Raw genomic sequence first — 22,536 nt, 5'->3', positions numbered from 1 at the left:
TAACCAGAATACAATTTATGAGTGTGAATTTCAGTGTGAGAGAGTGTGTGTCACTCATGGTTATAATTCCATTAAATTCTAGGGGTAAAGGCGATGAGTGAAAGTATGGCATTTATCGGCGGAGTTGCAGTAGCTGGACTGGCGGCTTTGCTTTTGCTTAAGGGAACGGGGACTCAACCAAACTTTATTACCCCACAAATGCCAACTGTAGTAGCGCCGCCATCAGTGGTGCAGCCATCAGGGCAATATCCTTACTATGGACAACCAGGATACCCCAATGCACCAACACCTGTTAGTCCTAATGCTGAAGAGCGCTTAGCAATGGAACGGGTAAAAGTTGAGAATGAAAATTTAAAGCGCGAAAACGAGCAACTCAAAACTCAAGTCCAGCAAATTCAGTCTCAATGGCAAAGTTACAACTACCAGCTACAGTTAAATGCTCAGCAGCATAACCAAAATGCAGCTTTACAGCAATCTCCTACTCCGTGGTGGTCTTCTCCTATTGTCTGGGCAGTCGGAGGTATGACTTTAACAATTGGTGGTGGTGTTGTCGTAGCAGGGGTCTTAGCTTTATTTTCACCAAAACAGCGTCCTCGAACTGTGCAAGTGATTCACCCCTACAATGGCTCTACATCGTCTTTAGTTCCTGTGCGTCGTCCTGAATTTTTACCTCCACGTACAGAAAGACGAGTGGAAACGCCAGAGTACGATGATATGTATTGAAATCTTTATGCGCAATCAAGCGCTCAATGCAAAAATCAGTAGGGTAACACCAACTAATTATTGTCAGTTTGTGCTTGTTTATCAGGTATTAATTAAACTTCTCTCTAGGACACTTAATTAGTGTTCAATTTTGTATATATTTATATGTATACTATTTAAAATTTTTATCTGAAAAGTTGTTCAATTAAAAAGCTGTAGTCGAGTGACTGCTAAATTTTGCGCTAAACCAACTGCATTCTGTCAAATATATCCGGATGAATCTCCAACTTTTTGTAAAGTTGATGGAGAGGATATATAATTATTCTTCGTACAGTAAATTAACGTACTAAGCATGTTGTAACTATTTCCTTGTAGATTTAGGAACGATAGTTGCATCTGTGCTTCAATATTACACATCTACCAGTGACCAAAAAACACGACTATGTTGAGTCCTTGTTGAAAAAAAATGTAAAACATAGATTTTTACGTTGTTTCTTTTTCTTGGCTTTACTTGGACGAACAGCATCTAGAAAAGAAAAATACTCAGGTAGAATGTGGTAGCAAACCAAAATATGAGAAAAAATACTGAATTCATATATATATATTTAATTACTTCATCAGATTAAATGAGTAAATTTACTAAAAAAATACTAAAAAATATATGTTTGAATAGCTATACAAATGCATTGTTTCCTGTATTATTTATTCTAAAGTGTTCAGGTTTGTTAGAGCGCAAATAGAGCTGAAGTTGGAACTTCCAACCCAGCTAGTAGCTGTTCTGCAATTTGTTCACATTGTCATAAGCTGTTACGTATTTAAATTACACATTGTCTCGATGAGAAAGTTGATAGTCAACAAATACAACGAGTAATGCAACTTAAATGCCCAGTCTTCTTAATTCAGTGTGCAAATAAATTCAGGCAAATACTAAATCTGAGGAGGCAACTGTCAGCATTGAATTTGTGCTGCAAATATTTGTGATTTTCACATACTTGCAGCATCTATTTGCGGTTATACCTGCATAAATAAACCTTGGTCAGCTATGACGCATTTAAAACGTATATAGCTACTAATGGTGTGCATCTACAGAGCAAATCTCATCAGTCGTGTTTCACTTTGAGGTTTTTACGCATTTTTCTTACGGAAAGGGCTGTAATACCTGCGTCACCTAACAAAAAGTTCAATATTTTGTCAAAGTAATTGTAAAGAAACTGCAAGTTTATCAAAATTTAGATACATTTCGGTGATTTTTACTGTTACTATGCTTTGGATGTTAGGGAATTTGAATATTGTCGGCAAAATTTAGTTCAAGACTTTAACTTCGGAAAATCCTCTGCTATTTCTTGATGCCTTCTAATGACATCTATAATTTCATGGCTGAGGCACAAGAGCCTCGTTTTTACCTTTTTATCTATAAGTACTATTACTTATAGAGCAATTCCGTCTGTTGCTCAAAACGTGATAGACAACACTGCAAGTGGTGGTGCCGATAATCTCCCCGGAAGAGTTGACTCCAACCTAGTAAGGGTGAGAGCAAGTCAAGCTGGTTTAAACATCACCAAGACGGCTGACAGGGCTGCGGTTGAACCAGGTGAAACGGTAGTTTACCGTCTGGGAATTAGAAATACAGGTAGAGCGCCAGCCGAAAATATCACGATTACGGACAGACTTCCTTTAGGTTTACGATTTGTTGAGCGAAGTCTCAAAGGTTTTGTCGGGGATACGCCTGTGTCCCTAAGTGCTAATTCAGTTTCAAATAGAACGGTAACAATTACCTCATCACGGGTATTGCAACCAGGTGAAGTTTTGGAAGTAATATATGCTGCCGAGGTTACACCAGATGCTGTGCGAGGCACTGGCAGAAACTTGGCACAAGCTAGTTCTGGAAGCTTAACCAGTAATCAAGCCAGTTACCAATTACGAATTAAACCAGGCATCGTGTCTGATTGTGGTACATTAATTGGACGAGTGTTCCATGATAAAAACTTTGACGGAGAACAGCAACCAAACGAACCAGGAATACCGAATGCGGTGATTTACATGGACGATGGTAATCGCATTGTTACCGATGCCAAAGGGCTGTTCTCCCTAGCTAATGTGATTTCTGGTTATCGAAGTGCAACTCTAGACTTGACTAGCTTACCAGGATATGCACTAGCTCCGAACAAATACTTCATTGAAAGAAATAGCCAATCACGCTTTGTGAAATTAGCACCTAGTAGCATGGTACGAGTTAATTTTGCAGTTACGCCTGCGTTTTCAGAGGGTAAGCGATGAAAACAAGAAAACTAGGGATACCCCATAAATTTAGGATCAGTCCTAAAAACAGCCAACAACAATCATCTTTGAATTGCTTTACCCTACTTACCAAAAGTAGAGCAGGTATATTACCTACATTTTTTGCAGTCATTTTACCTTCGCTGGTAGGCGCACAGGCAGCAATTTTCAAAGCAGCCGCAGCCGAGTCGGTGTCTGAAACTCAATTGCCGACTAGTGCTATTGATGCCTCTAATCTGGGAGTAGTAAAAATAGCGGAGTCAGATAAATTTACGAATGGTTCTTCTCCGGTTATACAAAATCCAGTTTCTCAGTTTCAACAAAACCCTTCTTCTCCTGTTCAGCAACCAGCTACCGAGTTTCAACAAAACCCTTCTTCCCCAATTCAGCAACCAGCTACCGAGTTTCAACAAAACCCTTCTTCCCCGATTCAACAACCGACAACTCCCAATCCTTTGGAGACGCCCCAGCGGGGCGTCTCTACGCCTGCCGCGTCGGACAAGGGTATCCGAATTGAAATCACACCTTTAGGCGATCCTCGCGTTCAAGCTGATGGACGTTCTACGATCAGACTACAAGGGCAAATTCTCGAAAATGGTCAACCCATTAGAGAAGATGTGATGGTAACTTTGACCTCTAGTGCTGGTAAATTTATTGGCGCCGATCAAGATAAAGATCAAGCAGGGTTTCAGGCGATCGCTCGTAATGGTGAATTTATTGCCACTCTACAATCAGGCATCAAACCTCAACAAGTCAAAATTCGCGCCGCTGTAGACAAAATCAAAAAACCATCGCCAATTGTTCAAGGAGAAATACCTAGATTAGACGGAAATTTATCATTCCCGCAACAAACAGATACTTCAATATTTAACAAATTTGGCGACACCCCCTTAGAAGCCTACACCCAAGTAGAATTTACCACGTATCTCCGCCCTTCACTCACAACTGGGGTCATCAACTTACGCATCGGACAAGGTGGTACTGATTACTGGGGTAGCTTCCAAGATTTTCTCAATCCCAACCAGACAGATGATGGGACAGTAGTAGATTTCAAATCTTCTGTGTTCACCACAGGTACAATCGGGGAATGGTTATTCACAGGAGCATTAAACAGCTACCGCCCCATTAACCAAGACTGTGAAGGCAGAAACCGTCTCTTTGGTGGTATTCAGTTTTGCGAACAACCGTATCCAGTTTACGGCGATAGCTCAACCTTTACTCCCACCACCCCCTCCATCGACAGTTTTTATGCTCGTTTAGAACGTACATCTCCCGTACCAGGTGCGGAACCAGATTACGTTATGTGGGGTGACTTCAACACCCAAGAATTCGCCAGATCCTCCCAGTTGTACACTGCTACAGATCGCCTATTGCACGGTTTCAAAGGTAACTACAGTTTTGGGCCATTGCAAATAACTGCAATGTACAGTCACCTTAATGACACCGACGCCTTCCAAAGAGATACCATCGTTCCCGACGGTACAAGTGGATATTATTACCTATCCAAAAGACTGTTAATTCCCGGCAGTGAAAACGTTTACATAGAATCAGAAGAAATTAATCGACCTGGTACTGTAGTTCAGCGCAAAGCCATGAATCGGTACACAGATTACGAAATCGACTACGACCGAGGTACAATTAAATTCTTCCGTCCTGTTCAAGCAACAGATCTCAATCCTTTTGGTGATACTTTAGTTAGACGAATCGTCGTTACTTACCAAAACGAATCAGGTCAAGATTCTAACATCTACGCCGGACGATTACAATATAACTTCTCTCAACAAGAGTTAGACAACAGAACTTTTGCCGCAGCCAGTTATTTGCGCGAAGACCAAGGCGGGAGAATATTTGAATTGTATGGAGCAGATTTCCTCATCTCCTTAGGGAATGCAGGTAAAATTATCGGGGAATATGCCCGCTCTAGCAACGACTTCCTTACCGGACAGCAATCTGAAGGAAATGCTTATCGTATAGAAGCAATTGCGAACCTCGGTAATGTCCTACAAGGTTCAGCATATTACCGGGGAGTAGAGCCAGGATTTACTAACAACGCCACTTACAGCTTTAGCCCCGGACAAACTCGCTACGGAGCCGGAGTACTTGCTAGAGTAACAAATAGTACTGCTCTGAGAGTAGCCTACGACTATGAAGAAAACTATGGTATCTCCCCCAGCCGAATTATAGACTTTTTTGACTTATTCAATCCCCAGCCACAAGCACGTCCAGGCGAGAGAGTAAGCAACGAGTTAGAAACCTTCCGCGCTGGAGTTCTACAGAAACTGGGTTCTGCCGATTTAAGTGTAGAGTACGTCAAACGTTCCCGTGAAGACCGAATTAGTAATCAGTTTACAGGCGATGCCGAACAGTTGGTATCTCGGCTTAAATTACCCATCACTCAATCTTTAACTTTCCAAGCACAAAATGAGCAAAATCTGAGTGGCGAAGATCCACTATATCCCAACCGTACAACCTTAGGATTGGACTGGACACCATATCAAGATGTGACATTCCGACTCGCCCACCAGTTTTATGGTGACAGCAGCTTGTTGCCAGGTAACTCTTTTACCACATTAGATACCATAGTCAATCATAAATTTTCCCAAGATACTAACCTCTCAGGTCGTTACTCAGTATTATCAGCATTTAACGGCTTACAAGGACAAGGTGCTTTGGGATTGAATCATGGTATTCGCATTGCCCCCGGATTAAGACTCAGCTTGGGTTACGAATACATATTCAAAAACATCTTTAACGCTACAGCCGCAGGTTCTCGATACGAACAATACTACGCACTTGGTCAAACTGCTTCCACATTAGGACTTTTCTCAGGTTCAATCTACAGCGTTGGATTAGAATACACCGACAATCCCGATTTCAAGGCAAGTGGTAGATTTGAATTTCGTGACGGCGACGAACAAGGCAACAACACAGTCATCTCCCTTGCCGCCGCAGGTAAATTATCTCCCGCTTTAACGGCATTAGTCCGCTATCAACAAGCAGGAGAAGCAAACATTTATCTTCCTTCCTCTGCCGTTGGTATCAACCAAACAGGCGTCAGACTTCAAGAACTTGGAGACACTGCTAACCTCAAAATTGGTTTAGCTTATCGCGATCCTAGTAATGATAAACTAAACGCCTTACTCAAATACGAGTATCGGCAAAACTTTGACACAATTCCCGAAAATTTACTCACTGGAACTACCGCCACGGGGCATATATTTTCTGCTGAAGCTATCTACGCCCCTAGTTGGCGGTGGGAATTTTATGGCAAATACGCTCTGCGTAACGGGGTCACATTCTTAAGTGGCGATAGATACGATGGTACAGCCAATTTAGCACAGCTAAGAGCAGCATATAAATTGGGTTATCGCACAGACATAGCAGTTGAAGGACGCTGGATTGGTCAAAATTCTAACAGCGGTACTAACTATGACGAGTTTGGTGTAGCTTTAGAAGCAGGATACTATCTCACTCCTGATTTACGGATTGGTTTGGGTTATAGCTTCGGTAGCGTAGATGACCGAGATTTTACTGGCTATCGTTCTGAAGGTGGTGTTTATCTTAACATTAGCCTCAAGTTAAACGAGCTTTTCGGCGGCTTTGGATTACAAAGACCTGTACCCAGGCAACAGCGAGAATCTGAAGTTCCTACAGCTTCCCAACCAAGTACACAAAGTCGTTTAATTCAACGTTTGCAGAAGAAACAAGCGTTTGAACCCCCCAACCCCCCTTTTCAAGGGGGGCAATAAACTACTCCCCTTGGTTCGGGGGGCAGGGGGGATCTCTTTGAAGTAATAAGTTGTTCGCATCCGAGGTGGATAGGAGTGAGTAAGTAATGTCCAGGTTAAAAGTTCATGGGCTACATGATCAAAAGGTGAAAAAGAAAACAAAAATTCCCAAACACTTTTTTTATCTTTTACCTTTTACCTTTTACCTTTTACCTTTAGATACTGCATTAAGTCAGACACCCGCTGGTGTGCGAGTTGTGGTTAATAGTAACCAGGATGGTGAGGTTCAACCAGATAATCAACTGACTTTACGTGAAGCGATCGCCTTAGTTAATGGTACGCTCAATGTCGAAAAGCTCAGTGGTGAAGAAAGAGCGCAACTTACACCAGCCACCGGGAGCGGCTCGCGTATTGAGTTCAATTTACCCAATGACGCCACTACTATTCAATTACAGACACAACTGCCAGATTTAGCAGCACCTGGATTAGTAATTGATGGCGCTACTCAACCAGGATATGATGCGGCAACTTCAGCTACTGCTGAAATAGCGATTCCAATTCCAGTAGTTACCATCACACCCGCACCCGACAAAGAAATACTTCGCGGTTTGACAGTTGTTGCTGATAACATCACAATTCGCGGTTTAAACATTTACGGTTTCAATGCCACTCCGATTAAACAAATTCTGGGCAATTTAGCTTTCGACATTACTCCCAAGCCAGTGACTTTGACTTCACCACCTGGAGATATTGTCATTGCTCATCGTTTCCCGCCTCCTAACACTACCCGACAGCAACCGCCTAATAGTAGCTTTCCTTTTTATGACAGGGATACGCCACCAAAAAATGTTGTCATTGAAGACAACTGGTTGGGGTTGACGAAAGATGAACAACTACCAGAAAAAACATCAGCTTTCGGGATTTATGTTTTTAACTCCCAAGGGGCAACAATTCGCCGTAACCGGATTTATTTCCACGAAGGTAGCGCGATTATTACATCTGTACGTGGTGAAAATACGGTTGTGCAACAAAACATCATCGTCGGTAATGGCATTGCGGGAATGCCTGATGCTTTACGTTTTGAAGGTGTAGTGACTAAATCTCAAGTTATTGGCAACTTAATTTGTGCCAATGATGGAGCGGGAGTGTATTTATTTAAACCAGAAGGGGAGGTACAAATACAGAACAATAAAATTACTTACAATGGCAGACGGCTAAGACGGGCAGCAGTTTACTTGATGGGTAGTAATCACCAAGTTATAGGTAACGAAATTGACAATCAAACAGGGCCAGGGGTAGTAGTGAGTGCGTTCCCCAATAGCGATCGCAATATTATTCAAAATAACAAATTTGCTGTGTTGGAGGGTTTGAGTATAGACCTCAACACCGAGCGCAATCTAGATGTCAGCGATTTTCAAAGAGGAGATGGTCCCAATCCTCAGCGGGATTCTTCCAACCGTCGTCGGGATACAGGAAATGCCGCGATTAATGCCCCAGAATTCACCTCCCCACGGACATTTACGGACACAGGTAATAGTGTCACATTACAAGGTAAAGCCGATCCGGGCAGCGAAGTAACAATTTATCGTTTAGGAGATTATCAGCAAGGTAAACAAGCACTCTATGAACCAGGTTACGGCGCACTCACTGAACCTTTGGCAACTACAAAAGTTGATGAGAAGGGAAATTTTAGCGTCACGGTAGATAATTTACAAGTAGGCGATGTAGTCAGTGCGATCGCCACAGATCCCAGATACGGTACATCAGAACCAGCAGTGGCAGCATTCATTGGTCAAAACGGTACTTCACCCAACCTGACTCCGACTAAACCACAGCGAATTCCCATACCACAGTGTACTACCAGACCAGCACCACCAACACCACCACCAACCCCAGAACCGGAACCAGAACCTGTACCTGTACCACTGCGAATCAAAGTACCACGTAACGTACACTTTGCTTTAGATAAATCCTTTATTAGTCCGACTACTGCGGAAGTTCTTGATCGAGTGGCGGAGGTATTAAAGCAAAATCCAGTGATTGTAATTGAATTACAAGGTCATACTGATCCCCGTGCTAGTAATGCATACAACTTGGCATTGGGTAGACGACGGGCATTATCTGTGAGAAATTACTTACTACGTAGGGGTATTGCACCAGAAAGGATGACGATCAGATCCTTTGGTGAGTCTCGACTGAAGGTTCCCGGTGGTACGGATGTGGTTGATTACGCACGCGATCGTCGTGTGGAAATCATCTTCAAAGATGTCAGAGGTATCGACCTAATTATTGAAGAACAAGAAGACGACTTGCAAATAGAACGGCGACGCGGCAGAAGAAGATAGTTCAATTTACGTGTGCTTTTATGACTACTATATTAAAAAAAACCAATAAACAACCCTTGGGGTTTGCTCAGAGTACTCAACAAACAGTTACTAGGACACTAAAACCTTTCCGAGGTTCCCTGCTCACACTACTATTCGCCATGACATCAATTCCCTTAGTAGGGAAAATTTCTGGTGAAAAAGTGTTAGCGCAAACACCATCAAACTGTCCAGCAGGTACAACACCAAGAACACTAGAGTGGACTCCTTCCAACTTTGCTGGCATTACTAGTCAAACACCAAGTGTTGATGGAATTACAGCATCCTTCAGTTTTAGTGAAAGCCTTCCTGGCCAAGTGATTGACCCAACGGAGACACTAATCAGCAACGTTATTTATGGTGGTCTTCCCGGACCACATTTGGAGTTTAACATAGGTATAGGTGTTAATGAAAACACACTGAATAATCTACCAGCGCCACTAGGTAGCAATGCGACGCTGATTATTAACTTTAATCAACCAGTTACTTTAGCATCTCCCCTCACTTTGTTGGACGTTGACAGAAATACTATAACCAGTCCGACTGATGTCACATTCCAAGATAGGGTTACAGTAACTGCATTTAACGGAAACACCCCCGTTGGGGTAACACTGGCAGCGTTAGGAAACCCTCCCTTTACTAGAGTTACTGGCAACGTTGCTGTAGGCATCGTGGCGAATTCACCTCGCGATCAAAGTAATGCTAACGTCTCAGCTACGCCATCTGGTCCAGTTACTCAAATCCGGATTTTGTATGAACCTGGTACAGAATTCGGTAATCCTTTACAAGATGAGACAATAGGTCTTGCTAGGATCAATATTTGTGCAGCGGCACCAGGAACAACAGGTACAATTGGGGACACAGTATATAACGATACTAACGGTAACAGCACTCAGGATGCCAATGAACCGGGTATTGGAGGGATCAATCTTAACTTAACAGGTGCAGGTCCTGACGGGAACTTTGGTACAGCAGATGACATCACCCGCACCACTACTACTGATGGCAACGGTCGATACAGCTTTGCTCAATTACCACCAGGTAATTACCGAGTAGTTGTCGCCAATCCACCTACAGGTTTTAATCCCACTCAAAGACCACCAGAAACAGTCAACTTGGCGGCAGGGCAAAATTTAGACACAGTAGACTTTGGTTTCACCCAACAGCAACAGGGAACAATTGGAGATACAGTATATAATGATACTAACGGTAACAGCACTCAAGATGCCAATGAACCGGGTATTGGTGGCATCAATCTCAACTTAACTGGTGCAGGTCCTGATGGTCAATTTGGTACAGCAGACGACATTACTCGTACCACTACTACTGATGGTAATGGTCGATACAGCTTTGCTCAACTGCCTCCCGGTAACTATAGAGTAGTTGTTGCTAATCCACCTGCTGGGTTCAGTGCTACCCAAGTACCACCAGAAACAGTCAACTTGGCGGCAGGGCAAAATTTAGACACCATTGACTTTGGTTTCACCCAACAGCAACAGGGAACAATTGGAGATACAGTATACAATGATACTAACGGTAACAGCACTCAAGACGCTAACGAACCGGGTATTGGTGGCATCAACATTAGCTTAACTGGTGCAGGTCCTGACGGTCAATTTGGTACACCAGACGACATCACCCGCACTACTACTACTGATGGCAATGGTCGATATGGCATTACGAATTTACCACCGGGTAATTACAGAGTAGTCGTCACCAATCCACCTGCGGGTTTCAGTCCCACCCAAATACCACCACAAACGATTAATTTGAGTGCTGGGCAAAATTTAGACACTGTTGATTTTGGCTTCACCCCACAGCAACAAGGAACAATTGGGGATACAGTATATAATGACACTAACGGTAACAGCACTCAAGATGCCAATGAACCGGGTATTGGTGGCATCAACATCAGCTTAACTGGTGCAGGTTCTGATGGTCAATTTGGTACACCAGACGACATCACCCGCACTACTACTACTGATGGCAATGGTCGATATGGCATTACGAATTTACCACCGGGTAATTACAGAGTAGTCGTCACCAATCCACCTACGGGTTTCAGTCCCACCCAAATACCACCACAAACGATTAATTTGAGTGCTGGGCAAAATTTAGACACTGTTGATTTTGGCTTCACCCCACAGCAACAAGGAACAATTGGGGATACAGTATATAATGACACTAACGGTAACAGCACTCAAGATGCCAATGAACCGGGTATTGGTGGCATCAACATCAGCTTAACTGGTGCAGGTCCTGATGGTCAATTTGGTACACCAGACGACATCACCCGCACTACTACTACTGATAATAACGGTCGATACAGCATTACGAATTTACCACCGGGTAATTACAGAGTAGTCGTCACCAATCCACCTACGGGTTTCAGTCCCACCCAAATACCACCACAAACGATTAATTTGAGTGCTGGGCAAAATTTAGATACTGTTGACTTTGGCTTCCGAACAGTGAATGCTAATTTAGGTGGTTTTGTCTTCAATGATCGAAACAACAATAATGCCCCAGAACCAGGTGAACCAGGATTTAGTAACACTTCAGTTACCTTGACTGGTGCAGGACCAGATGGTACTTTTGGTACATCTGATGACATCACCCGCACTACTAACACTGATAATAATGGTAGGTATAGTTTCCCAGATTTACCTACTGGTAACTACAGAGTTAGTGTCACCAATCCACCATCCGGCTTTACTCCTACTTTAACTCAGCCTAATCCTGTTACCTTGAATGCCAATCAGTCGATTACTAACCTTGATTTTGGTTTCTTTGCTCAAGCACCTGGTGCTAGTCAAACTAATTTACGGTTAGTGAAACGCATCACCAATGTATTGAGAAATGGTCAACCTATCAGTGGTTTAAACTTTAATACTTTTGATGATGGTACTGGTGAAGATGACAATACCATAAATCAGTCACAACCAGTGCGTGGATTTCGTGAAATTGAAACGGCTTTGCAAAGTGGAGATGAAGTTGAGTACACGCTATACTACCTTGCTGAAGGTAGTCAGGATCTGCAAAATGTCAGATTCTGCGACTTGATTCCATCTCAAACAAGCTACAGTGCAGATAGTTTTGGTGCAGGTACAGGAATTGTGGTGAATCGCGCTGGAACAAATAATACGTTAACTAATGCTGAAGATTCAGATCAAGGAGCATTTTTCTCACCCTTAAGACCTTTACCAAGCGGTAATACCTGTCAAAATCAAACTAATAACCAAGGTGCAGTGATTTTAAACTTGGGCAATATTAGTCCTAGTAGCAACTTTGGCTTTATTCGTTTCCGCGTGAGAATTGATTAAACAAGGCAGGAGGCAGAAGGAATATACTTTTTATCTTGTGGGGTGGGCATCCTGCCTGCCTCACATTCCGGTTGGGAGCTATATGTTACAAGAAAGATGTTCAATAAAGAAAAAATCGATTTGTGATTAGATATCATTGTTTTGACTTTTATTGTGATCTTTTGAAAGAATGCAAAAAATTAAGTTAATTAGTTCATTTGTCGCCAGTACTGTGGTATTATGCGTGACTACTGCATTTAGTGAAACAATTGCTCAAGCACCGCCTAAAGTACCACGTCCTGTTCCTTTATTAAGAGCTAAATGTGTGAGCAGTGGATTGGGTACTGCCCGTGAACAAAATTTAGATGTTTCTATAGGTAGAGCAGTTTATTCAAGTCAGTTTTATTTGGGACCGGGCTACCGTGCTGCTTCCCTAACTTGTAAAATCAAACCTGATAATCGTCCTCAACCTGTGTTTCAAACTCTAAACTTAGGTTTTGGAATGCGTGACAATGACACCAGAAGTCCGGCAGTACAGGTGAGGGTATACTTAGATGGTAGGCAGGCTGACGCTCGTACAGTTGCACCAGCACAGCAAGCCTTAATATCATTAGATGTTAGCAATGTTAGTAACGTTGGTATAGAAGCTGTTTGTACTAGTCAAACCCAATACTGCGATCGCGTATACTTTTTTAATACCGATTTAAATTTGCCGCCAATTGTGTCTCCTCAGCCAGCTCCCCAAAGGAAAAATTAGTACAGTTTTAATTGAGGATCGGGCTTGGCTGTAGTACTAGAACTATCTGTAGTGTCTGGTGTGTCAGCTGGAGTTGGTTTTGTTCGTAAAGTTTTGGGCACAGTAGGTTTGTCTGCTCTAGGAAGCTGCTGTTGATGTAAATTTTCGGCAGCTTGCTTGAACATGGGATCAAGTTTATCTCGCCAATATTGAATATTGGGTAATTTTTCAGGATGATCTCTGTAAGCCAGAACTTGATCCCAGTTTCCTTGATCGAGAGCTTTGTTAATGTCATTAAATAATGCTTCTGCCTTCGCCCAATCCTGCTGCCACTGATTAATCATTTCTGTGGTTTCTTTAATGCCAGAAGATTTGGCAGTAACTGATTCTAGCAGTGCGATCGCACCTTGTATATCTCCTGATTCATACTTCTTTTTAGCTTCTTCCCATTTATCATCACCATTGTTGCTAGGCGATGGTGTTTGTGCAACAATGGGTTTTGGTTTCGGTTGCGGAGCGGGGCGATCGGCAATAAAATCTGCATCATTAACAGTTTTCAGCGCAATACTTTTATCGCGTAGACAAGAAGCCCATTCTTCATTATTTTGGATCACATCTGAGTGCGCCCATGCCAAGCGTGCATCAAGCTTAACCTGCACCCAACCATGTTTTGTTCGCTTACCTGTAACCTCGAACTTTTGATCGTTAGTGACAACTTGCACAACAGTGTCAGAACTAATAGAACTAGGTTCAGAACGGATATTGGAATTACCCACTACCAGAGCCATACAGTTTTGTGGTAGTTGGGCTTCAGTTGCTTTAAAATTTGTGGCAAAACTTTGCACATTTTTCACTAAATTTGGGCTAGCAACAGCAGCACCAGTTACCAACCCAGCCAGGATGAGTAAGTGTAATAAATCAGGTCCTCCAGAACCTTTACGAACTGGTTTAGGGCTGGCTTTAACTGGTTGTGGGGCTGCAGCAAGATTTGCTGGTGCAACAGCAATGGTTTTCTGTCGTGACTGGGGCGAATAGTATTCTACTTGTTGATAATGAGAATTTCTCGAATCATTTCCCACTACGTTTACATGAGCCGAAGACTTAAATTCCAAGCTGGGCAAGGCTTGCAGTGCTTCCGATACACTTTGATAGCGGTCTTTGAAATGATAACGCACCATTTTAGTTAACACAGCCGCTAACTCATTGCTAACAGGTGCTAAATGTTGCCAAAGAATTTCCCCTGTTTCGGGATCTTCTTGCAAATCCATTGACGGTACTCCCGTTAGAGCTTGAACAGCGATAATGCCTAAAGCATAAATATCACTGTTAGGGCGGGGCTTGCCTTGCCCTTGTTCTATCGGCATATAACCTGGAGTACCAATGGCTACTGTCGCAGTGCGATATCCGCTAGTAGACACTCGCAATTGTTTAACAGCCCCAAAATCAACTAAAACTAATTTGTTGTCTGCCGCACGACGAATGATGTTGTCTGGTTTGATGTCACGGTGAATCACACCTTGACGATGGACAAATAGCAGGATGCTCAGAACTTCCTGCAACATTTGAATTACTTGGCTTTCACTCCATCTTTTACCAGGAACTAGTTCATCGCTTAATGGATGCCCTTCGATGAATTCTTGTACTAAGTAGAATTCTTGATTGTCGTCAAAGTAAGCTAGAAGCCGAGGAATTTGGTCATGGTTTCCCAGTTGTTCTAGAGTGTCGGCTTCATTTTGGAACAGGCGCTTAGCAGTATCAAACACTTTTGGGTCATTTGCGGGTTTGAGGTGCTTGACAACGCAAACGGGGTTGCCTGGTCGCTTAGTATCTTTGGCAATATAGGTTTGACCGAATCCTCCTGTGGCAAGGACGTTAATAACTTGATAACGGTGGTCTAGCAGCTTACCGATCATATTCACTCCCCAGTGTTTACACCTTTTTTTTAGAGGTGGTAATAAATATCTCCAAATATTCCTCAATAAAATCCGCTATCTTGAGAAAAGATTTGGATAAAAATCTCAGTTTTTTAATAAATCTACATTGTTAACTTTTATTTCATATATCCCGATTGACTACCAATGCCACCTAAAATAACGAACTCAGTTGCATGGCAACAGGCGGAACTGTTGATGCAACCTGCTTTCATTCGCGTTGTCGATAATATCCGCAAGCTGCTTGAGGTATCTGCTTGGAAGGGGACTTACCAAGATGTACTAATTTGGCCTGCTGGTACTACTGAAGAAACTAAAGTAGTCGTGACAAAGCTTTTAGAAGAACTGGAAACGGCTACACCGGAACAAGCTCTGGAAATCAGAGAGGCTCTAGCTCGTCTACCCATGCCCCATCCAGGATATCATCTGTGTTTACAGCGTCAAGAGCAAACAGTCCAGATTGATATGTGGCATCTATGTTATCAAGTTTGTTTTAACAACTATCAAGCAGGAGATGAAGCAGTCGAGATTGATACTAGTCTAATCGATGAAACCGGAGATGTGGATTGGCAACGTTTAGATGCTAAAGCAAAACAGTTAGTCGAGCAGGTGTTTGCCAATTTACCAGCATAACCTCACCCCAAAACACCCACGCACTTAGTGATCTGAATAGATTGATACATGAATACTGTTTATCAGTTGCAAGGCACTGAATTTGAATGGGATGAAAACAAAGCACAAAGCAATGTAGAAAAACATGGTGTTACATTTGAAGAAGCAGCAGAAGTGTTCTTTGACCCTTTCTACCAGATGGGTGATGCCAGCGCTAACGATGAACAGCGTGATTTCATCATTGGTTATTAAGATTGCTCAACGCCTATTACTAGTAGTTTATGTAGAACGTGGTAGACGAACACGCATAATTTCTGCCCGTCCTGCTACTCGTATTGAAAGAAAGTTGTATGAACAAGCCTGAAGAAGAAATAGAACTAAATTTACGACCCCGTGCTGCAGAAACAGTAACGATAAAGATACCAAAAGATACGTTGCGATCGCTCGAAAAAGTTGCCACTAATCGAGATATGTCACCTGAAGCATTACTCAGGTTTTATATTGGACAGGGTTTGCGACAAGACTTAGCTAAATTATTCTCTGCTCGTATGCTTGAATCAACCGCTCAAGTATTAGCAAGGCATATTCAATCAGAAGAGGAAATTTTCACAATTCTCCAAGAAATTAAAGCTGAAACAAATACCCCAACGGAAGATGGAGCTACATAGGATGACTAAACCAAACTTTCAAGTAATGAGTCAAAAAGATTTGCATGATTATGTTATTGCTCACCGAGAAAATAAGGAAGCTTTTTATGCTTTTGTAGATAAGCTACATGCAGAAGGGAATTGGATTGAAATGCCACCTTTGGAGTCATTGCAGGACTTGGAAAATTATCCTGAATTCATGGCACGGACTCAAAATGGTTCTAAGTCTTGAGGTGATTAGGAGGATATATGGCTGAACTTAACCTAGAAGAAAGTAGACTAAAAGAACTTTTGAAGACAGCTATTATTGAGCTATTTCAAGAGCAAAAAGAGGTATTTTCTGATTTATTAGTAGAAATAATAGAAGACATAGCCTTAGAAAAAGCTATTAAGGAAGGTGAAAATACTGAGACGGTCAGCCGTGAAGCAGTTTTCAAAATCTTGGAAAGTAAAGGATGAAAGTAGAGTTTAAAAAAAGCTTTGAAAAAGATTTAGGCAATATTCGTAAAGAAGCATTACTTCAAAGAATCAAAGCTGTAATTGAAGAAGTGGAAATTGCCGACAATCTTGGGAATGTGAGCAATCTTAAAAAGATCAAAGCTGACGGTGAATACTATCGCATTAAAGTAGGAGACTATAGAATCGGTATTAAATTAGATGAGAATATAGTCATTTTTGTGAGAGTATTGCACAGGAAAGATGTTTACAGGTACTTTCCATAATTTGAGCAATTTAAGATGTCAACCATCTTATCCACAAGTACTAATCCAGAATCGTGTTGATCTCGATTAACAAATGCCACCACTGTGACGCGAGAATCTGCTAACTTTGGAAAATGAAAGGCAGCAACTGAGTATCCTGGTCCTTCACCTGTATGTCCTCCTACCATCCTATAGGGTGACTCTACATCCAAAAACAGTCCCAGTCCATATCCTAAAAGTTGAAACAGCGAATGCTTTCCCAATAAGTGAACAGGAGTGAGCATTTGGTTGACGAACAGAGGATTAAGAATTTTGCCTGTAAATAGCGCGTCTATAATTTTGGCAAGTTCTGGCGCTGTTGAAACAACAACACCATGAGCAACCCAACTAGGGTGGTAAACACGAGTCACGTCTTGCAAATCTCCATTGAAAAAAGTGCTATACCCTGGCGTAAGTTCACGAATATCATGTAAAGTACTGGGAATAAAAGTTTTTTGCAAAGAAAGTGGGTTAAAAATAACTTTATGCAAAAGTTGCTGTAGGGAAAAACCAGTTACTTTTTCGAGGATACACTTTAGTAGTAGGTAACCAATATTTGAATATTTCCATGCTTTTCCTGGTGGAAATTGTAAACCTTGTGTTTGGGCAAAGTCTAGAAAAGTTTCCGTTGACCAAGGAGAACTAGGAGTTGCTTTTACAGCATCAAAATAGGCGGATACAGCACCATAGTCTGGTAGTCCACTAGTATGACTCAAAAGTTGTCGCAGTGTGATAGAGGCATTCAAAGGGAAATCAGGTAGGTACGTTTTTACAGAAGTGTCGATCGCCAGTACTCCACGACTGACAAGGTACAACGATGCTGTGGCGAGAAGACTTTTTGTAATGCTGTAGATGTAGAAGTTGGCATCTACAGGTAGGAATACTTCATGGTTAAGGTCTTGATATCCAATACTTGTTTCAAGAAAGGACTGACTATTAATATATATGGCGATCGCAGCTCCTGGAATCTGGTTTTTGTTAAGTGCTTGTTCAACAGTTAGCTTAATTTGTTCTTGAGGAGATTGGCTCACACAGAATACCACTTAGTAAAAATAACCGCTGTCACTTATAGTAACAGCGGTAAAAAAGTTTATTTTTAAAGATTAAAAACCAAACAAACATTAAAGACGCAATTTATAGCATCTCTACTCATCTTTGTTTTGAATACGAGGGGGTTCGCGAAACGCGATCGCGAAGAAAAGAACTCCGATTGCCAGAGTCAAAATTAAGATGTACGCAACGCTTTCCATAACAAAAGTACCTGCCTATCCTGCCACCATTAATATTCTACCTTGTAGAGACGTACCATGGTACGTCTCTACAACATTCTTAGGCTTCCTTCTTACGGGTTGTTAAGTCACCCACTTTCTGGAAGACACCGAACTCGACTTGTTCTTCAATGTCAGCGTCAATACCAGCAAATACATCTCGGTAGATTGTCCGAGAACCATGCCAGATATGACCAAAGAAGAATAACAGAGCAAATACAGCGTGAGCGAAGGTAAACCAACCTCTAGGACTGGTGCGGTATACACCATCAGTCTTAGCTAATGGTAAATTACCAAACCTTGTACTTTGATCCCCATCAAATAAGAATGGTTCACCACCTTGTGCTAGACGAGCGTACTTCTTCACATCAGCAGGATCTGTAAATGTTTGACCATTTAGATCACCACCATAGAAGCTAACAGTCACGCCAGCTTGCTCAAAGCTATACTGAGATTCTGCCCGCCGGAAGGGGATGTCAGCACGGACAACTCCATCAGCGTCACTTAAGATCACGGGGAAAGTTTCAAAGAAGTTAGGAAGACGGCGCACCGACAATTCCCGACCTTCGCTATCCTTAAAGACTGGATGACCCAACCAAGAAAGGGCAATACCATTAGTCTTATTCATTGGTCCCACGCGGAACAAACCACCTTTGGCTGGGCTGTTACCCACGTAGTCATAGAAAGCAAGTTTTTCGGGAATATCTGACCAAGCTTCACTGAGCGAAGCACCTTCGGCAACGCTAGTTTGCACACGGCGCTGAATTTCCTGCTTGAAGTAACCCTGATCCCATTGGTAACGGGTAGGGCCAAACAGTTCGATTGGGGTGGTAGCGCTTCCGTACCACATAGTACCAGCTACTACAAACGCTGCAAAGAATACAGCGGCAATACTACTGGAAAGTACGGTTTCAATATTACCCATTCTGAGGGCTTTGTATAGCCTTTCTGGGGGTCTTACCGTCAAGTGAAATAAACCAGCAATAATACCGACGATCCCCGCTGCAATGTGGTGAGCTACTACACCACCAGGGTTATATGGGTTAAACCCATCTGGCCCCCACTCTGGCGCAACTGGTTGGACGTGACCGGTTAAACCAAAGGCGTCAGAAACCCACATCCCTGGTCCAAATAGTCCAGTTAAGTGGAAAGCGCCGAAGCCGAAACAAAGTAAACCAGATAAGAACAAGTGAATGCCAAACATTTTTGGCAAGTCGAGAGCGGGTTCACCAGTACGGGGATCTTGGAAAAGTTCCAAATCCCAGTAAACCCAGTGCCAAACAGCAGCTAGGAACAACAAACCGGAAAGAACAATGTGAGCGGCTGCTACGCCTTCAAATGACCAGAAACCAGGATCGGTAGCTGGACCACCAGTAACGTTCCAACCACCCCAAGATTGGGTGACGCCCAAGCGTGCCATGAAGGGTAGCACGTACATTCCTTGACGCCACATCGGGTTGAGTACAGGGTCGCTGGGGTCATAAATAGCCAGTTCGTACAAAGCCATCGAACCTGCCCAGCCTGACACCAAGGCTGTATGCATCAAGTGTACAGAAATCAGTCGTCCTGGATCGTTCAGAACTACTGTATGTACTCGGTACCAGGGTAGTCCCATCGACTACGCTCCTCCTCGATGAGTTATGTTTACAAAGCAATTTTTCAGTTTTTGTTATCGCCACTAGGGCTTTTCCACAATGTTTGTCTTAAAAGTCAGACAGTGTGGTTAGTCACAGCAACGCCAACATTCTTAAGGAAGACTCCTGACCGAATGTCTACGCATCGCCATGCAAAAATGAGAATGTTTTAAAAAGTGTAACTATTGTTTGAGCTGTTTGCAAGCGTGTAAATATAGGCGTTTACGTAGTTTAGGTATACTCAAGCTACGCAAACGCCTGATTTACAAGCATTAAGAGTGTGGGGTTGGGAATGTGGGGTTTGGTAAAGAAATGTTTACTCTTTACCTCCATCAACTACTGCACTACTGGTTGAATATTTTGCAGTTGACATTTCGCCTCCGCAGTCCCCAAGCGCTCAATTACCTGTTCGGCACTCATGAGACGCTTAAGTACCACTTGACCGATCGCTTGGCTTGTGTTACTAGTCTGTTGGAGTGTAGTTGGCTTTACTTCCACTGTTAAAACAGCGTCTTCCACTCGGTACAGCCATAGTACTTCACCTTGTTCGACAAGACAAATATTTAATCGCTGCATTTCTGGTTGGCGGCGCCATGCGGTGATCTGCCATAATCCATCAGATGCCCACACTCTGCCAACTGTCCAACCCTCTGATAGAAAGAAGTACTTCACGCTTTTAATCTCGCTATCCTAACAATCTTAGTTGGTGATGTATAAATATAAAACTTGACTTCTGGAGTCTTTGAAAAAGCTTAACAAACTAATCCCCTGGTTATATTACGAATTTAGAACAAACAAGCGCCAATATCTATATTTTTAATTAAATAAAAACTTTTCTGACGGAAATAATTATTTTTATGAATTTATCCTGAGAGATTTAGCCACAGTTGTAGTACAATGACTGACCACTGAGTTTAGAAATCCCAATTCTATGAGATGTTCCTTATCCGTGAAACGGTGGGGTCAGATAACAAAATTATTTTCATTGTTTTGTCTATGTTTATTTTTGGTGGTTAGTTGTGCTAACGGTCAGCAAACCACTAAAGTATCATCAAGCACAGATGGTCGTATTACTATAGGTACTACCCAAAAACCGCGTACTCTTGATCCGGCTGATGCTTATGAATTAGCGTCACTGGGATTGGTGTATAACATGAGCGATCGCCTCTACACCTACGAACCAGGAAGTACTGAAATTAAACCCCAGTTAGCCACCGCACTACCACAAGTAAGTGCTGATGGTTTAACTTACACAATTCCCCTGCGTCAAGGAGTTGTTTTTCATGACGACACTCCCTTCAACGCCAAAGCAATGGCATTTAGTCTCCAGCGTTTTATCGAAAATAAGGGTAAGCCGTCTTTCTTGCTTGGCGATGTAGTGGAATCGGTAAAAACCACAGGTGAGTATGAGTTAACAGTCAAGCTGAAAAAGCCGTTCACAGCCTTTCCCTCACTACTAGCATTTTCTGGTGTTTGTGCAGTTTCGCCGTCATCTTACGAACTAGGACAAGGAAAATTTAATCCTAATATTTTTATTGGCACTGGTCCTTATAAATTAGCAAGATTTGGTCCAGATTCGCTGCAATTTGATGTATTTGACAAATATTGGGGAGAAAAACCAGCAAATGGAGGTATTAATGTACAAATATTCAGTAGTGGAGTGAACTTGTACAATAACTTCCGCAAAAAAGCTGTAGATGTAGCTTACCTGAATATGGACCCAGATCAAATTCGCAGCTTGGAGGAACTGGCAAAAGAAGGATCTTGGCAGGCAATTGCTGCTTCTGGGAATGTAATCAAGTTTTTGGCAGTAAACCGGAATCAAAAACCTTTGGATAACCCAGTGGTAAGACAAGCGATCGCCGCAATGATTAACCGTGCAATATTATCTGAGCGAGTATTATACGGTCAATCTGAAGCAATTTACAGTTTGATCCCAACAACATTTAATGTTTATAAACCAGTATTTCAAGAGCTATACAGTGATGGTAATGCCCAAAAGGCTAAAGAACTCCTTACCCAAGCAGGTTTTTCCAAAACCAATCCGGCTCGTGTTGAACTTTGGTATAAATCAAACGTCCCCACTGACGGCTACATAGTGTTAGTACTTAAAGCTCTTGTGAAAAAAACAATGGATGGTTTGCTGCAATTGGAAACCAACTCGGTGGAATCTACCTCCGCTTATAACAACATCACCAAAGGCACATATCCCATGTTTGTGCTGGATTGGTATCCTGACTTTTTAGACCCAGACAATTACACTCAACCGTTTTTATCTTGTCAAAAAGGTTCCGTGGCAACCGGATGTCAAGATGGGGGCAGTCAAACTCAGGGTTCGTTTTACTATAGCGATCGCATGAACAAACTGATCGAACAACAGCGCCAAGAGCAAAACCCCGCAGTCCGGAAAAACATTTTTGCAGAAATTCAAGCACAACTAGCTGCTGATGTTCCTTACATTCCTTTGTGGCAAAGCAAAGAGTTCGTATTTGCCCAAAATGGTATCAGCGGCGTTCAACTAGATCCCACGCAAAATCTTATCTACAAAACAATCAAAAAGTAGTCAGGAGACAGGAGACAGGAGTCAGGAGTTATC

General features: G+C 42.4%; 18 protein-coding genes. 13 read left to right on the top strand and 5 right to left on the bottom strand.

Going from position 1 to position 22,536, the window contains the following annotated elements:
* Positions 1-93 precede the first annotated feature (93 nt).
* From ICL16_RS41320 to ICL16_RS41295, 6 genes are all read left to right on the top strand, one after another.
* Positions 94-723, top strand: coding sequence for a coiled-coil domain-containing protein (locus ICL16_RS41320; protein ID WP_190837842.1), 630 nt, complete (start codon positions 94-96; stop codon positions 721-723).
* 1,335 nt (positions 724-2,058) lie between these two features.
* Complete coding sequence (locus ICL16_RS41315; RefSeq protein ID WP_190837840.1) at positions 2,059-2,979, top strand: DUF11 domain-containing protein; 921 nt, start codon at positions 2,059-2,061, stop codon at positions 2,977-2,979.
* Complete coding sequence (locus ICL16_RS41310) at positions 2,976-6,728, top strand: hypothetical protein (protein ID WP_238361180.1); 3,753 nt, start codon at positions 2,976-2,978, stop codon at positions 6,726-6,728. Before ICL16_RS41315 ends, ICL16_RS41310 begins: the two co-directional genes overlap by 4 nt.
* Positions 6,729-6,814: 86 nt before the next feature.
* Complete coding sequence (locus ICL16_RS41305) at positions 6,815-9,052, top strand: OmpA family protein (protein WP_190837838.1); 2,238 nt, start codon at positions 6,815-6,817, stop codon at positions 9,050-9,052.
* Positions 9,053-9,072: 20 nt separating this feature from the next.
* A complete protein-coding gene (locus ICL16_RS41300; protein ID WP_190837836.1) occupies positions 9,073-12,393 on the top strand; it encodes an SdrD B-like domain-containing protein in 3,321 nt (1,106 codons plus the stop codon).
* A gap of 169 nt (positions 12,394-12,562) precedes the next feature.
* Positions 12,563-13,129, top strand: coding sequence for a hypothetical protein (locus tag ICL16_RS41295; protein ID WP_190837834.1), 567 nt, complete (start codon positions 12,563-12,565; stop codon positions 13,127-13,129).
* Here the strand turns inward: ICL16_RS41295 and ICL16_RS41290 are convergent.
* Positions 13,126-15,021: a serine/threonine-protein kinase gene (locus ICL16_RS41290; protein ID WP_190837832.1), complete on the bottom strand. Its 1,896-nt coding sequence runs from the start codon at positions 15,019-15,021 to the stop codon at positions 13,126-13,128. The two genes, ICL16_RS41295 and ICL16_RS41290, sit on opposite strands and share 4 nt — an antisense overlap.
* 165 nt (positions 15,022-15,186) lie before the next feature.
* On the opposite strand from ICL16_RS41290, the gene ICL16_RS41285 reads away from it, so the two are divergent.
* From ICL16_RS41285 to ICL16_RS41260, 6 genes are all read left to right on the top strand, one after another.
* Complete coding sequence (locus ICL16_RS41285) at positions 15,187-15,672, top strand: hypothetical protein (protein ID WP_190837830.1); 486 nt, start codon at positions 15,187-15,189, stop codon at positions 15,670-15,672.
* Positions 15,673-15,720: 48 nt separating this feature from the next.
* Complete coding sequence (locus tag ICL16_RS47535) at positions 15,721-15,903, top strand: BrnT family toxin (RefSeq protein ID WP_337907216.1); 183 nt, start codon at positions 15,721-15,723, stop codon at positions 15,901-15,903.
* Positions 15,904-16,001: 98 nt separating this feature from the next.
* Positions 16,002-16,319: a hypothetical protein gene (locus ICL16_RS41275; RefSeq protein ID WP_190837828.1), complete on the top strand. Its 318-nt coding sequence runs from the start codon at positions 16,002-16,004 to the stop codon at positions 16,317-16,319.
* Position 16,320: 1 nt separating this feature from the next.
* Entirely contained in the window at positions 16,321-16,530 is a 210-nt protein-coding gene (locus tag ICL16_RS41270; RefSeq protein WP_190837826.1) for a DUF6887 family protein, read from the top strand.
* A 17-nt stretch (positions 16,531-16,547) separates the two neighbouring features.
* Positions 16,548-16,757, top strand: coding sequence for a hypothetical protein (locus ICL16_RS41265; protein ID WP_190837824.1), 210 nt, complete (start codon positions 16,548-16,550; stop codon positions 16,755-16,757).
* Positions 16,754-17,020 carry a type II toxin-antitoxin system RelE family toxin gene (locus tag ICL16_RS41260; RefSeq protein WP_190837822.1) on the top strand — a complete coding sequence of 89 codons (267 nt, stop codon included), beginning with the start codon at positions 16,754-16,756 and terminating at the stop codon, positions 17,018-17,020. The genes ICL16_RS41265 and ICL16_RS41260 overlap by 4 nt, the downstream gene beginning before the upstream one ends.
* Here the strand turns inward: ICL16_RS41260 and ICL16_RS41255 are convergent.
* From ICL16_RS41255 to ICL16_RS41240, 4 genes are all read right to left on the bottom strand, one after another.
* Positions 17,002-18,069: a serine hydrolase gene (locus tag ICL16_RS41255; protein WP_190837820.1), complete on the bottom strand. Its 1,068-nt coding sequence runs from the start codon at positions 18,067-18,069 to the stop codon at positions 17,002-17,004. The two genes, ICL16_RS41260 and ICL16_RS41255, sit on opposite strands and share 19 nt — an antisense overlap.
* A 114-nt stretch (positions 18,070-18,183) precedes the next feature.
* Positions 18,184-18,288: a photosystem II reaction center protein T gene (locus ICL16_RS41250; protein ID WP_190837818.1), complete on the bottom strand. Its 105-nt coding sequence runs from the start codon at positions 18,286-18,288 to the stop codon at positions 18,184-18,186.
* Positions 18,289-18,367: 79 nt separating this feature from the next.
* Positions 18,368-19,921: a photosystem II chlorophyll-binding protein CP47 gene (gene psbB / locus ICL16_RS41245; RefSeq protein WP_190837816.1), complete on the bottom strand. Its 1,554-nt coding sequence runs from the start codon at positions 19,919-19,921 to the stop codon at positions 18,368-18,370.
* Positions 19,922-20,276: 355 nt separating this feature from the next.
* Entirely contained in the window at positions 20,277-20,612 is a 336-nt protein-coding gene (locus ICL16_RS41240; RefSeq protein ID WP_190837814.1) for a hypothetical protein, read from the bottom strand.
* Between the two features lie 259 nt (positions 20,613-20,871).
* On the opposite strand from ICL16_RS41240, the gene ICL16_RS41235 reads away from it, so the two are divergent.
* Complete coding sequence (locus ICL16_RS41235; RefSeq protein ID WP_190837813.1) at positions 20,872-22,503, top strand: ABC transporter substrate-binding protein; 1,632 nt, start codon at positions 20,872-20,874, stop codon at positions 22,501-22,503.
* Positions 22,504-22,536 lie beyond the last annotated feature (33 nt).

The organism is Iningainema tapete BLCC-T55, assembly GCF_014698965.1.
Classification (GTDB): Bacteria; Cyanobacteriota; Cyanobacteriia; order Cyanobacteriales; family Nostocaceae; genus Iningainema; species Iningainema tapete.
The sequence above is the reverse complement of the archived record's forward strand: the minus strand, read 5'-3'. Positions and strand labels throughout refer to the sequence as shown.